Annotated in this window: 13 protein-coding genes and 2 pseudogenes; 7 read left to right on the forward strand and 8 right to left on the reverse strand. The window is 54.6% G+C overall.

Annotated features, from left to right (window positions below; genetic code table 11):
* The 3 genes and pseudogenes from ACN0IC_RS14350 to rplS form a co-directional block, all read left to right on the forward strand.
* On the forward strand, positions 1-325 hold a 325-nt coding region (locus tag ACN0IC_RS14350; RefSeq protein ID WP_416879473.1), incomplete at its 5' end, for a hypothetical protein.
* Positions 322-1,062 carry a tRNA (guanosine(37)-N1)-methyltransferase TrmD gene (trmD, locus tag ACN0IC_RS14355; protein WP_416879474.1) on the forward strand — a complete coding sequence of 247 codons (741 nt, stop codon included), beginning with the start codon at positions 322-324 and terminating at the stop codon, positions 1,060-1,062. The genes ACN0IC_RS14350 and trmD, both read left to right, overlap by 4 nt.
* Positions 1,049-1,438 (forward strand): annotated as a pseudogene (gene rplS, locus ACN0IC_RS14360) (50S ribosomal protein L19); the annotation flags it as partial. The gene trmD and the pseudogene rplS, both read left to right, overlap by 14 nt.
* A gap of 102 nt (positions 1,439-1,540) precedes the next feature.
* On the opposite strand, the gene ACN0IC_RS14365 reads toward rplS, so the two are convergent.
* Positions 1,541-3,955: a zinc-dependent metalloprotease gene (locus ACN0IC_RS14365; protein WP_416879475.1), complete on the reverse strand. Its 2,415-nt coding sequence runs from the start codon at positions 3,953-3,955 to the stop codon at positions 1,541-1,543.
* 214 nt (positions 3,956-4,169) lie between these two features.
* Between ACN0IC_RS14365 and ACN0IC_RS14370 the strand changes: the two are divergent.
* Positions 4,170-5,114 (forward strand): annotated as a pseudogene (locus ACN0IC_RS14370) (oxidoreductase); the annotation flags it as partial.
* Here ACN0IC_RS14370 and ACN0IC_RS14375 read toward each other — a convergent pair.
* From ACN0IC_RS14375 to ruvA, 5 genes are read right to left on the reverse strand one after another with little or no spacing between them, the layout of a single operon-like run.
* Positions 5,087-5,434, reverse strand: coding sequence for a DUF3088 family protein (locus tag ACN0IC_RS14375; protein WP_416879476.1), 348 nt, complete (start codon positions 5,432-5,434; stop codon positions 5,087-5,089). The pseudogene ACN0IC_RS14370 and the gene ACN0IC_RS14375 sit on opposite strands and share 28 nt — an antisense overlap.
* Before the next feature lie 31 nt (positions 5,435-5,465).
* Positions 5,466-5,924, reverse strand: a complete 459-nt coding sequence (locus ACN0IC_RS14380) for a YbgC/FadM family acyl-CoA thioesterase (protein WP_416879477.1) — start codon at positions 5,922-5,924, stop codon at positions 5,466-5,468.
* Complete coding sequence (gene ruvB / locus ACN0IC_RS14385; protein WP_416879478.1) at positions 5,921-6,958, reverse strand: Holliday junction branch migration DNA helicase RuvB; 1,038 nt, start codon at positions 6,956-6,958, stop codon at positions 5,921-5,923. Before ruvB ends, ACN0IC_RS14380 begins: the two co-directional genes overlap by 4 nt.
* Complete coding sequence (tmpT, locus tag ACN0IC_RS14390) at positions 6,955-7,587, reverse strand: thiopurine S-methyltransferase (protein ID WP_416879479.1); 633 nt, start codon at positions 7,585-7,587, stop codon at positions 6,955-6,957. Before tmpT ends, ruvB begins: the two co-directional genes overlap by 4 nt.
* Positions 7,588-7,595: 8 nt before the next feature.
* Positions 7,596-8,234, reverse strand: a complete 639-nt coding sequence (gene ruvA, locus ACN0IC_RS14395) for a Holliday junction branch migration protein RuvA (RefSeq protein ID WP_416879480.1) — start codon at positions 8,232-8,234, stop codon at positions 7,596-7,598.
* Between the two features lie 133 nt (positions 8,235-8,367).
* Between ruvA and ACN0IC_RS14400 the strand changes: the two genes are divergently transcribed.
* A complete protein-coding gene (locus ACN0IC_RS14400; protein ID WP_416879481.1) occupies positions 8,368-8,799 on the forward strand; it encodes a hypothetical protein in 432 nt (143 codons plus the stop codon).
* A gap of 52 nt (positions 8,800-8,851) precedes the next feature.
* Positions 8,852-10,063 (forward strand): MFS transporter, encoded by a 1,212-nt coding sequence (locus ACN0IC_RS14405; RefSeq protein ID WP_416879482.1) that lies wholly within the window; start codon positions 8,852-8,854, stop codon positions 10,061-10,063.
* Here ACN0IC_RS14405 and ruvC read toward each other — a convergent pair.
* Together ruvC and ACN0IC_RS14415 are read right to left on the reverse strand one after the other, a co-directional pair.
* Positions 10,060-10,542: a crossover junction endodeoxyribonuclease RuvC gene (gene ruvC, locus ACN0IC_RS14410; RefSeq protein ID WP_416879483.1), complete on the reverse strand. Its 483-nt coding sequence runs from the start codon at positions 10,540-10,542 to the stop codon at positions 10,060-10,062. The genes ACN0IC_RS14405 and ruvC overlap by 4 nt on opposite strands.
* A complete protein-coding gene (locus tag ACN0IC_RS14415) occupies positions 10,542-11,258 on the reverse strand; it encodes an SDR family NAD(P)-dependent oxidoreductase (protein WP_416879484.1) in 717 nt (238 codons plus the stop codon). The genes ruvC and ACN0IC_RS14415 overlap by 1 nt, the downstream gene beginning before the upstream one ends.
* A gap of 160 nt (positions 11,259-11,418) precedes the next feature.
* On the opposite strand from ACN0IC_RS14415, the gene ACN0IC_RS14420 reads away from it, so the two are divergent.
* Positions 11,419-11,826 carry a YbaN family protein gene (locus tag ACN0IC_RS14420; protein ID WP_416879485.1) on the forward strand — a complete coding sequence of 136 codons (408 nt, stop codon included), beginning with the start codon at positions 11,419-11,421 and terminating at the stop codon, positions 11,824-11,826.
* Positions 11,827-12,255 lie beyond the last annotated feature (429 nt).

A 12,255-nucleotide genomic window follows, 5' to 3' on the forward strand; every position in this document is an offset into this window, starting at 1 on the left:
CGAAACATTACCAAATTCGGTCTCCGGCAAGGATACCGACCCCGCGGGCAGTCCATTTTATTCAAGGACGAACGCAAAGGCTGACCCCCAGATGGGCAGTGGGACGAAAGGCATGGGCAATGCACATTTTAAATATTTTCCTGTCATTCCGCACAAGGCCGACAGGCCGCCGATGCGGAAGGTCGAGAGGTTGCGGGCCATCTCACTGGAAGCCTACGACCTCCCGATCTTCCGGGTTCGCTCCGCGCCCCGGACTGACAGGATGATTATGGGTAATCTATCCTATGATTCTTTCCGTTTTCATCTTATTCCCCTGCCCCTATGAGCGAAAAACCTTCAAATCCTTGGCGCGCAACGGCTTTGACCCTGTTTCCGGACGCTTTTCCGGGCGTTTTGGGCGCATCTATCATTGGCGGAGCTGAAAAAAGCGGCATTTGGCAGTTAGAGACAGTGGACATTCGAAATTTTTCCACTAATAGACACCGCACTGTCGATGATACCCCGGCTGGGGGCGGTCCGGGCATGGTTTTGAAACCTGATGTTGCGGATGCGGCGATTGACAGTGTGGCCCGAAATGGCCGACCGCTTATCTATCTGACCCCCCGGGGCAAGCCTTTGACGCAGGATCGCGTCAGGCAGCTTTCCTCTGGTCCGGGTCTTATTGTGTTTTGCGGACGGTTTGAAGGGCTTGACCAAAGGGTGATAGAAGCCCGCCAAATGGAAGAGATTTCCATCGGCGACTTCATATTGGCCGGCGGAGAGGTCGCGGCGCAAGCCATGATCGAAGCCTGCGTCAGATTGCTGCCCGGCGTATTGGGCGCATCGGAGAGCGCAGACGAAGAGAGTTTTGAAACGGGCTTGCTGGAGTATCCGCTCTATACCAAGCCCCGGAAATGGAAGGACCGGGCCATCCCGGACGTGCTGCTCAGCGGCGATCATGGAAAGATCGCGCAGTGGCGGCACGAAAAACAAATAGAGATTACAAAGGCACGCCGCCCCGACTTATGGGACACATATGCGGAAGGCGAGGCCAAAAATGGAGACGGTCATGAACGCGATTGAAAAACTGAACAAAGCCGAACAAGAGCGTCTGCTCGAAGATGGCAAAACCATCCCTGATTTTTCTGCCGGTGACACGCTGGTGGTTCAGGTTCGTATTACAGAGGGCACACGTACCCGTCTTCAGGCCTTTGAAGGCGTTTGTATCGCCCGCTCCGGCGCTGGCCTGCAAGAGAGCTTCACGGTTCGCAAGATCAGCTACGGTGAAGGCGTCGAGCGCGTCTTCCCGCTTTACTCTCCGCTTGTCGAAGAAATCGAAGTCAAACGCAGCGGTAAAGTCCGCCGCGCCAAGCTTTACTTCCTCCGTGACCGCCGCGGTAAGTCCGCGCGGATTACAGAGCGCACAACAGGCCGCGGCATGAAAAAAGCCGACGCCAAGACGTAAGCTTTTGTAGAAAAGAATAAGAAAAAACCGCCTCACAGAAGGCGGTTTTTTTTATGGTTTGAAATGGCGCGGGCGCCCGGCTCTCGCCAAATTCAGCTAAGGCGTAAATTCGCAGTGCCAGCACGTCTCCATCTGCCCCATCCCGATTGGACCACCGGGCGGCAGCGGTTTGGATTCCGTCACTTCGGGCGCTGCCGGCGCGGGTTTGTTCAGATGCTCTTCAATCCGAGTCACCAGCCAGTCTCCATGACCCGACCCGCTCCGGCTCAGATCCTCCTGCAAACGGCGAAGCATGGCGTCCGTCCGCGCCTTTATCCCCGGGCTGACATCGCTATTGCTCAGATCCATCAGGGAAAAGACATACCGGGCCTGAACGACTTTGGCGATTTCGCCTGTTCGCCCCCTCTCCGCTGGCGTCATGACTGAGTCTTCGATGAGGCGCATCATTTCGGTAAAGCCCAATTGGGACGAGTCGCGGCGGTTAAATTCCACAAGACGCGCTACGCGCCGTGGGTCGAGCAAAATCTCAAACGTCATCGCGGCGGCCGTATCAGCCGCTGTGCTGACGTCAAAGGCCGGGTAAGCCGTGCGCTCAAAGAGTTCGCGCTCACTATCAGCGATGGAATAGCTGGCCAGAGCCGGACCTAAAAGCGCAAGGGTTTCATCCGGCAGGTCAAGCGTTTCAGGCTTTATCGTCTTTAACAGGGCGTCGAGAGCGTCCTTTTGACGAGACACAGACACAATTTCTGCCGCCGGTTGCCCGTCGCCTTTAAGGCCGTAATGAAACGACATGCCGCCAATAAGCTTCCCGGCCGCAGCCGTTTGATAACGATGGTATAGATAAATGGGGACAATGACTTTATTTAGGTCAGAGACAGGCTGCCCGGATTGAATGTTCCGAAGTCCAAAATTGTCCAATGCAATACGCCGTACGGCTAATGTTTCGTTTAGGGCCTCAACAGCGTCCAGCCCATTATCCCAAATATTGCCCATGGGATGCGCTGTGCCGATACTGCGCGCGTCGGTGTCGGCGACGTAAATAAGGCCTTTCTTGACAGACTCCTGCACCAGCGCCTCTCTCTCAGGCATTGTCATATTTCCATAGAGCCAGGTAGCGGCAAATTTATCCCAAGTTCCGACGCCCACACCGTAAACATTTGAAAAATCGAGTTCCCCATTCTCAACCCGCACATCAGGCGCCGGGTAATCCATGACCGACTCTTTACCGTAAGCGCTGGCGGCAAAGTTATGGGCAAAGCCAAGAGAGTGTCCGACTTCATGAGCCGCAAGCTGTCGGATACGGGCCAAAGCGAGTTGAACAGGGTCATCAGAGGCGCCGCTATCCGTTTTGGCGACCCCGGCCAGACCCTCAAATATCATTCTGTCCTGCCGCACGCGGAGCGAACCAAGATTGACGTGGCCCTTGAGCATTTCCCCTGTGCGCGGATCAGAAACCCCGCCGCCATAGGACCATCCGCGGGTTTGGCGGTGCACCCATTGCACCACATTATAGCGAATATCGAGAGGGTGCGCGTCTTCAGGTAGAATCTCTACGCGATAGGCATCTTCATAGCCGGCCGCCGCAAAGGCCTCTTTCCACCAACTTGCGCCTTGGATCAGAGCCGAGCGAATAGGTTCCGGCGCGCCGCCATCTATGTAGAACACGATCGGCTTTATAACTTTGCCTTCGGCATTTTTTTGAAGGCGGTACCGCCGTGCCAGGCGCGTTTCAATCGGTGCTGAGAGGGGCGCGCTGTAATCATAATGCACTTCTTCTATGGCGCCGACCCGTGGATCCGATTTCAACGGGGTGTAGCCCTCTTCCGGCAGTCGAACGAAAGAGTGGTGTTGAATAAGCGTCGCGTCATTTCCATTTGCCGCTGTTGTCGCAACTTCACGTCCCGGCTTGGATGAATTGAGCGTGAAAAAGACGTCAACTTCGACATTATCGGGAAAAGCGAACACATTTTTGGTGTCAACGAGGGTTCTGTCTTTTGCGACTGTGAAGGTTCCGTGTCCGCCGTCCTGTAAATATTGTGTCAGGCCAAGAATATCACTCGTCAAAAAATCAGTCAGGTCGACTACGCGCTTAGACCCGTCCACAATATCTGCACTGGCAAGAAAAGATCGCGCAAAGCTTTCCTGAACAGCGCGCTGCTCCAGCGGGTTTTCGGGACCGGCCCGGTAGGTCAGGTTTTCCGCCTCAATGATAACCTTATTGCCCATCTGACGGAAAACGATGATCTTACCGCTATCCCCCCATCCGCGGTCTAGCCCCACAGGATTGGAACCGAGACCCGCCGTCAGACGCGCCGTATGAATAAGGCGGAGCGCAACGCCGTCCTTATCAGCCTTGGGAAGTTTGGCGAGGACGCGATTGTCATTCGTATCAACATAAAGTTCTAAAAAGCCGTCCCGTTTTTCCAATCCGGCCAGAGGGTTGGGGTGATCCGCAACCCGTGTACAGGACGAAAAAAACAAAACGATTATCAGAACAAGAAAAGCGCGCATAATTTCCTCAACAAAAAGTTTTTTACAGACCTATGATGCCGGGCCTCATTTGTCGAGACGCGGCGAGATAAACCTAGACGAAACGGGAACGAGCGTCTCTACCAGACGTAATTTGTTCACATAAATAATACTTCCACCCACCTGAACGAAAGCAAGGCCCATGGCTCAGAGAATAACTGACAGCGGATTTAAAGATTAGACGGAAGAGCGCCTACCCGATCTGAAAGGGAAAGTGTATCTGATCACCGGCGGCAATTCCGGTATCGGTTTCGAGGCCGCGAAAATGCTAGGCGAAGCAGGTGCGTCTCTTATCATTGCCGCTCGTAACCAAGAAAAGGGTGAGCGCGCAGTGCTAAAGCTGAATGAAACAGTTTCAGGAAAAGTCCACCTCGTTTCTCTCGATTTGGCTGATAAGGCTTCTATTAAATCCTGTGACAAACAAGTGCGGGAAATAACGACTAAACTGGACGGGCTAATTAACAATGCAGGCCTGATGCAGACCCCCAAGCAGAAAACACAGGACGGGTTTGAAATGCAATTTGGGGTCAACCATCTGGGGCATTTCTTGCTGAATGGAATGCTTTTTGATCTCGTTAAGAAAGCCTCTGGGCGTATCGTCGTGGTTAGTTCCATCGCGCACAAATATGGCCGCATCCATTGGCTCGATCCCATGCTGGAAAAAGACTACGACCCGTCCAAAGCCTATTGTCAGAGCAAGCTCGCCAATCTTATGTATGCGCTGGAATTGAACAGACGCCTTAAAGCCGCCGATACCGGTGTGACGGCCTATGCCTGTCATCCCGGATATTCAAAAACCTCACTTCAAAGCACAGGTCCCACCGGATTTTTCAACCTGCTCTATAAGGTTCTAAACCCCGTCATGGGACAAGATCCAAAGCAAGGCGCGCTGCCAACCGTTTTATGCGCCGCGGGTAAAGAAGCCCGCCCCGGCGGCTATTACGGCCCGCAAAATTTCAGAGAAATGCGCGGTCCGGTCAGTGACGCGCTTGTCGAAGATAAAGCTCTTAAAAAAGACAGGCAGAAACAGCTTTGGGAAATGAGTGAAGAGCTTGTCGGTTTTCAGTGGGATAAAGTTCTGAAAGCGTCCAAATCCAAAAAAATAAGTTTCAACTACCCTCGAGGAAAAGGCGTGCCATAGCGATGGGCATAATACCGACCAAAATCGCGGGCATTATTGATGAACCGATGCCCATTCTTCTGCATTATCCCGCAATCCTCATATGACGGGCTGTCAGTGTGTAAAACCAAAGTCGGGCAATTCTGGTTCTTCTCGCCAAGTTGTACGGCCATATCCCCACGCGGCTTGTCGATGGGCTGGTAGGAAATTTCAACGCTTTCTTTGATCGCGGGGAAATACGACAGAAGTCCCCAGACCTCGGCGCATTCCGGACAATATTCCCGCCTCGAATTATCTGCAAAGCCGGGCGGGAGGAGGAAAAGTCTGTCGCGTTGGGTCATTTGTTTATTTTCTTTTCTCATCGGATTGAATTTAGGATTCCAAATATGGCGCTAATTTCTCCACCATCCATTTCGGCGCGCGTTTTGGGCGTCCTTCGGGCGTGATACTTGCGGCTTCGCTAGTAGCGGTCACGAGTAGCTCGCCCCCGCAATAACACGCCTGACTGACCCAGAGCCTAGCGCCTTTGAAACGGTCATAGGTCGTGACGACAGTCAGCGAGTCATCAATCCGGGCCGGCTTTTTATAATCCAGTTCTATCTTGCGTATCGCGAATGCGAGCGGGTCATCTGCTTCCCATAAATCGGAATGATTAAAGCCGACAAGGCGGAAATAGCTGCTCCGCGCCCTCTCAAAAAATCGGAGGTAATTGGCGTAATAGACTATCCCGGTGAAGTCCGTATCCTCGTAGAAAACGCGGATGGGGTAGTGATGTTCACGTCCCTCAAACCACCCCATTGTGGGCTCTTTTCGATTAGGTTGCTCTGTCATTTTTCGCCTCCGTCAAACAGACTCGGCGCGGGGGGCTGTTTTGGCGGGGTCAGGCCTAGATGTGCATAGGCGCGCGGCGTGGCGACCCGTCCGCGCGGCGTACGTTGTAAAAACCCCTGCTGTATCAAATAAGGCTCAATGACATCTTCCAGAGCGTCCCGCGCCTCTGACAAAGCCGCCGCCAATGTGTCCGCCCCGACAGGGCCGCCGCCAAACATTTCGGCGAGCGCGTGGAGGTAGCGCATGTCCTGCTTATCCAATCCAATATCATCGACGCCCAAACGCCGTAGCGCCTGATCGGCGGCAGAGGCGTCAATCACGGTGTGGCCTTCATGTTCCGCAAGATCGCGGACGCGGCGCAAGAGACGTCCGGCCACACGCGGCGTTCCCCTCGCCCGCCTCGCGATTTCCCGCGCGCCATCCGGTTTCATTAGCAGTCCGAGTTTGCCCGCTGCCCGAGCAACAATAGAGGTCAGGTCGTCCGTATCGTAAAATTCGAGGCGTACCGGAATACCGAAGCGATCCCGCAGGGGCGTGGCAAGTAGTCCTGCCCGCGTTGTCGCGCCGATCAAGGTAAATGGCGCAAGATCGATCTTGATACTCCTCGCGGCCGGACCGTCACCAATAATCAAATCAAGTTCAAAATCCTCCATCGCCGGATAAAGCACTTCTTCGACGACCGGATTGAGACGGTGAATTTCGTCGATGAACAGAACATCATTCGGCTCAAGATTGGTCAGCAAAGCCGCCAAATCTCCGGCCTTTGAAATGACAGGGCCGGATGTGGCGCGGAAATTCACGCCAAGCTCTCGGGACACAATTTGCGACAGCGTCGTTTTCCCCAATCCGGGCGGCCCGGACAGCAGGAGATGATCCAATGGTTCGGCCCGGCGCCGCGCGGCCTCTACATAGACCTGCAAATTCGCAATCGCGCCTTTCTGTCCGACGAAATCTGCAAAAGACAGTGGACGAAGCGCCCGGTCATGGCCATCACCGAACTGTCCCTCGGAGGATATAAGGCGGTCTTCGGTCATGTCAGACACCAGACGACTTCGGAAACGGCGGAACACATTTTTTCAAATCCCTCATATTTTCGTCCTGTCAACCGTTCAATTTCATATGTTGCGCCATAGAGGCGGTTCAATGCCTGGCGTTTAATCGAAAAAGGCGGCCCTTCCATTTCGGCCTGATTATATTCAAATGTAATGAGAAGCTGAGGCGCAGAACCGCTTAGCCTCATGACTTGATCGGCATAATTTTTACGCATTTTTTCGGGTAATGCCACGAGAGCCGCCCGATCATAGACAGCATCAATCTTACTTACCTCCGCCACATCCAGATCAAAAATATCCCCGACATAGATATCAATATTGTTAGCCCGATAGAGTTTCAGACTTCCGCGCTTTATTATGTGAGGGGACAGGTCAAGCTCCTCAAAAAGCTCTTGCACGGCCGTTTCAACCAATTCGACCCCCACAACCTGGAAATCCTGTTTTAAGAGCCAATGGATATCAAGCGTTTTCCCGCATAGGGGCAGAAATATTCTAGCTCCCTCGCTCAGAGCCAAGGTAGAAAGCTGGCCCGCCAAATAGGGATGCACATTTGCCGTATGAAACGCAATCTCCCGATTAGACCATTTCTTATTCCAGAATTCCGGTTCCATATTCGGGCCTATTTTCCCAGTTCTTTAAGCGCGACACGGATCAGCGCATCAATATTTGGGTCTTCCTCAAAAGATGCGTAAGCCTGAGCCACCGCTCTTAAAGCTTCGCTTTGACCAATTCCCAAATTGACGAGCGCGCTGACCGCGTCATTACGAAGGCCCATATCGGACAGGCCTTCATTGCGGCTGCCCTCCGTTCCGGCCTCGCCGGACGGGGCCGTGAAGACTGGCTGAAAGCCGCGTCCGGTCGGGGCGGGCTTGCCAGAGAGTTCTGTCGCTATCCGCGTAGCCAATTTCGGCCCTACGCCAGACGCGCGGGAAAAGGCGGTTTTGTCTTCCAATGACGCCGCAGATAAAATCTCGCCGGGGGAAAGAATGTCCAAAATAGCAAGCGCCGCTTTCGGCCCCACGCCCTGCACGGATTGCAGACGAACAAACCAGGCGCGCTCTTCCTCTGAGTGGAAACCAAATAAGATAATAGCCTGTTCGCGCACATGGGTTTCAACATGCAGGCGCGTAGCCTCACCTTCCGATAGTTTGGCAAGGGTGCGGGACCCGCATTGCAGCAAATAGCCGACGCCGGAGCAATCGATAATCGCCTCGCCCGTCCCCGCCATCAGGCAGACCCCTGAAATCATGCCGATCATGTGAAAAAAACCATAAAATGAATCATGTTTCGAGTTGTAAGGATTCGCGCGGTAAACGCAAAGGGAATGGCGTTAGCGAAGCGTTAAGCGGTTTCTGCGAGTCTGTTGATAACTTTTATGAGAGAGATTCGCTATGTTCAGCACTCCTACGTCCCGTTTCGCCCTCTTGGCTGTGCTCGGCAGCGTCGCCTTGAGTGCATGTTCAACCCATTCCGCAGATACGCGTTACGGCGCGGGCCATGGAAGTGGATATGATACCGTCGCAACATATGAGTCGTCGCGTTATGGCTCTGAAGCCTGTGACACAGCCTTTGCAGACTGTGGGTATGTGCAGCCTGATCCGTGTTGCGTGCCGTGCTGCGCCCCGGTCGCGCCGCCGCCGGTTTACATGCCTCCCCCTCCTCCGCCTGTCTATATTCCCGAGCCGGAGCCAGAACCGGAGCCGCCCGTTTACGTGCCGCCCGCCCCAGAGCCTGAGCCGGAACCGCCTGTTTATACACCTCCGCCGCCGACCTATTATCCACCGGCGCCTGAACCGGAACCCTATTTGCCGCCGCGCAAATAGATAGGTCAAAATAAGCATTCATTTTACGGTCTTATATCTATAAGGCCGCGAAATGACCGACGACCGCTTCGCCGCCTTTAAGCACCGTTCTTTTGCGCAATATTTCAGCGCGCGATTCTTGACGTCTTTCGCCACCCAAATCGTATCCGTTGCTGTTGGCTGGCAGATTTATGATGAGACGCAAAACGCGCTCCTGCTAGGCCTCATCGGTTTAGTGCAATTCGCCCCGGCGCTCTTACTCGTGATTGCAACCGGTCTCGCTTCTGATAAATTGGGCCGCCGTATGGTTATGGGAACCTCGATTATTGTCGAGATGGCCTGCGCGGGAGCAATACTTTATCTAGCGGTCACCCAACAATTTTACCCTGTCTGGGTGCTGTCTCTACTTGCCATTTTCGGCGTGGCGCGGGCGTTTCATAATCCGGCCTCGTCATCACTGGTCGTTAATCTGGTTCCAAGATCCGATTTCGCTAATGCGGTGGGCTGGACAACGTCCTCTTGGCAGCTGGCCTCTATCTTCGGGCCTGTTGCAGGTGGTTTGCTTTACGGCCTCTCAGGGCCGATCGCTTACGGGACAGCGGCCGTTATTTACGCCGTTGCGGCTTTGCTCATCTTTTCCATTCCCAAGCCCCCTCAAACCTTTGAAAAAGCCGGGACGTCGCTTTCCACTTTGATCGGAGGTTTCAGCTATATCTGGAAAGAAAAAATCGTATTAGGCGCGATCTCTCTGGATATGTTTGCTGTACTTTTGGCCGGGGCGGTGGCGCTTCTGCCGATTTATGCGCGTGATATTCTGGAAGTCGGACCTATTGGCTTGGGGCTGCTCCGGGCGGCGCCTGGCCTGGGCGCGGTCATCATGATTACTCTCCTCATCGCGTTTCCGATCAAACGACATGCCGGAGTTCTTTTGTTTGTCACGGTCGCCTTATTCGGCGTGATGACCACGATTTTTGGGTTTTCAACGGTGGCCTGGCTTTCCATTTTGGCGCTGATGGGGGTTGGGGCGTTTGATATGGTGTCCGTCTATATCCGCGAAATCATCCTCCAGCTCTGGACGCCGGACCATGTGCGGGGCCGGGTGAATGCGGTTAATTCTATCTTCCTCGGCGCGTCGAATGAGTTGGGCGAAGCGCGGGCCGGATTAATGGCGGCTGTTTACGGCGCCGTTTTCACTGTCACTGCCGGCGGAATTGCGGCCATCGGAGTCGCGGCATTATGGGCGAAGCTCTTCCCGCGCCTGCGCCAAACCAATACGCTCGATTAGAGGCGCTTGTGATGAGCGTGGGTCAGCGCAATGGCCAGGGCGTCGGCGGCGTCTCCGGCTTTGACCTTGGCGCCGGGGAGCAGGATATTCATCATATGCGCGACTTGGGCTTTGTCCGCCGCGCCTGTGCCGACCACGGATTTCTTAACCAGACGGGCGGCATATTCCCCAACATTTAGTCCATGTGAGGTCGCCGCCAATATACAGGCCGCCCGCGCCTGTCCGAGCTTGAGCGCGCTCATCGCATTGTCTTTCATGAACGCCTCTTCCACGCCGGCTTCAATCGGCTGATGGTCTTCAATCACGTCTATAATGGCGTTGAACAGGAAGGTCAGACGGCTCGCGAGCGGTTCTTTCTTGGGCGGACAGATCACGCCGTGAGCCACGTGAGAGGCTTTGTTCCCGCGCACATCAATGACGCCCCAACCACACGCCACAAGGGACGGATCGAGGCCGATAATGCGGCGGGCCTCAGCCATTAACGCACATAGCTCGCGCCGTTAATATCAAAGGTCGCGCCCACGGCGGACGGACACGCATCGGAGAGCAGAAACGCCGCGAATTCGGCGATCTCTTCGGGTTGAGCGACGCGGCCCAGAGGAATTTCGGTGACGGCCTTTCTGCGGTTTTCGATATCCTGCGGGGCCATACGGGTTTCCACCCAACCCGGCGCGATGGCGTAAAAATGCATATTCTCGCCTGACAGCGCCCGCGCCCAGGTCTTGGTCATGGCAAGTATGGCGCCCTTAGAGGCCGCATAGGCGGCTTGGTCCACGCCGTCGCCGCGCTGTCCGGCCCGGCTGGCAATGTTGATAATGCGTCCGCCGCCCGTTTCGCGGTAATGCGCAATCGCGGCGCGGCAAATATCGGCCGGGGCGCGGACATTGACCGCCATGGTCCTGTCCCATCCGCTGTCCCAGTCATCCCCAACGAGGGAGGACGGCAGATAAACCCCTGCATTGTTAATCACGGCGTCTATGCGGTCATGCTTTTCCAGCGCCATATCGAACAGCTTCTGCCCCGCGCCGGCCTCGCTCAGATCGCAATAGATAAAGCTGTCATCGGTATTGTCGCTCGGGCCGCTGGAGTGGGGAATCACGGTTGCCCCCCTTTCGGATAATAAAGCGTTGAGCGACGCGCCGATACCGCGAGAGGCGCCAGTGACAAGAATGGTTTTTTCGGAAAGTGAGGTCATAGCGAGGGTCTAACGAAGCGAAGGGCAGGTTTCAATCATGGTGATAGGTCTGCGGGATTTTATGTCTTAACACCCCGTGAGAAAAATTCTGCAAAGATTTGGTGAAGTTCTGCGTCAAAAGCCGTAGAGGCAAAGTCATCATGTTGAAAACAGTCCTATCATGAAACGGTTTTCTCCGAGGCGCTGGCTCTGGATCGGCCTTGGCACGACTTGCGTTGCGCTCGGCACGATTGGCATGTTTCTCCCGCTGCTGCCGACCGCCATATTCATGATTATCGCGGCCTATGCCTTTGCCCGCTCCTCTCCGGCGCTACATGACTGGATTATGGCGCATAAGGTCTTTGGCCCGATGATCAATAATTGGAACGAGCACGGCGCCATTCCGACGAAAGCCAAAATCCTCACCATTATTTCCATTCTGGCCTCTTTCGGCCTCGCTTTCCTCTTCCACCTCCCGGTCTGGGCGATTACCGTACAGGGGATTTGTCTGCTCCTCGTGGCCGTTTTCGTAGTCACGCGGCCCAAGCCGCCGTCACCATCCGAACGCGGCTCTGCGAAGCAGAGGTAGTGAGGATGCAGCTGCAGTTTCTCTAACAGTCCAATCTATCCCTACTCCCCTCTCCGTCATTGCCCGACTTGATCGGGCAATCCATACGATGTTCTTTCGACAAGTAGGAATTTGCAGTTCGGCGCAAGAGGCGACTGTTAAATGTAAATTAGAGATCTCATTTAGCCGAACCTTCACCATATGGATTACCCGATCAAGTCGGGTAATGACGAAGGGTAAAGGCGCAACCGTAATTTCTGAATCGTGCATCGCCCAAGCGCTTCCTCCCACTGCCCATCTGGGGGTCAGCCTTTGCGTTCGTCCTTGAATAAGGTGGACTGCCCGCGGGGTCGGTATCCTTGCCGGAGACCGAATTTGGTAATGTTTCGCAAGGACCAGGCCCCGCGGCAGCGGTTTTATCGCAGCGGCCTTGTAGCGATCCTCCTGTGT

It is taken from the genome of Litorimonas sp. (genome assembly GCA_029936425.1).
In the GTDB taxonomy this organism is placed as follows: Bacteria; Pseudomonadota; Alphaproteobacteria; order Caulobacterales; family Maricaulaceae; genus Litorimonas.

Excerpts from the sequence above, each read along its gene's own strand:
- trmD (WP_416879474.1), top strand. The coding sequence starts at position 322 with ATGAGCGAAAAACCTTCAAATCCTTGGCGCGCAACGGCTTTGACCCTG.
- ACN0IC_RS14365 (WP_416879475.1), bottom strand. The coding sequence starts at position 3,955 with ATGCGCGCTTTTCTTGTTCTGATAATCGTTTTGTTTTTTTCGTCCTGT.
- ACN0IC_RS14375 (WP_416879476.1), bottom strand. The coding sequence starts at position 5,434 with ATGACCCAACGCGACAGACTTTTCCTCCTCCCGCCCGGCTTTGCAGAT.
- ACN0IC_RS14380 (WP_416879477.1), bottom strand. The coding sequence starts at position 5,924 with ATGACAGAGCAACCTAATCGAAAAGAGCCCACAATGGGGTGGTTTGAG.
- ruvB (WP_416879478.1), bottom strand. The coding sequence starts at position 6,958 with ATGACCGAAGACCGCCTTATATCCTCCGAGGGACAGTTCGGTGATGGC.
- tmpT (WP_416879479.1), bottom strand. The coding sequence starts at position 7,587 with ATGGAACCGGAATTCTGGAATAAGAAATGGTCTAATCGGGAGATTGCG.
- ruvA (WP_416879480.1), bottom strand. The coding sequence starts at position 8,234 with ATGATCGGCATGATTTCAGGGGTCTGCCTGATGGCGGGGACGGGCGAG.
- ACN0IC_RS14400 (WP_416879481.1), top strand. The coding sequence starts at position 8,368 with ATGTTCAGCACTCCTACGTCCCGTTTCGCCCTCTTGGCTGTGCTCGGC.
- ACN0IC_RS14405 (WP_416879482.1), top strand. The coding sequence starts at position 8,852 with ATGACCGACGACCGCTTCGCCGCCTTTAAGCACCGTTCTTTTGCGCAA.
- ruvC (WP_416879483.1), bottom strand. The coding sequence starts at position 10,542 with ATGGCTGAGGCCCGCCGCATTATCGGCCTCGATCCGTCCCTTGTGGCG.
- ACN0IC_RS14415 (WP_416879484.1), bottom strand. The coding sequence starts at position 11,258 with ATGACCTCACTTTCCGAAAAAACCATTCTTGTCACTGGCGCCTCTCGC.
- ACN0IC_RS14420 (WP_416879485.1), top strand. The coding sequence starts at position 11,419 with ATGAAACGGTTTTCTCCGAGGCGCTGGCTCTGGATCGGCCTTGGCACG.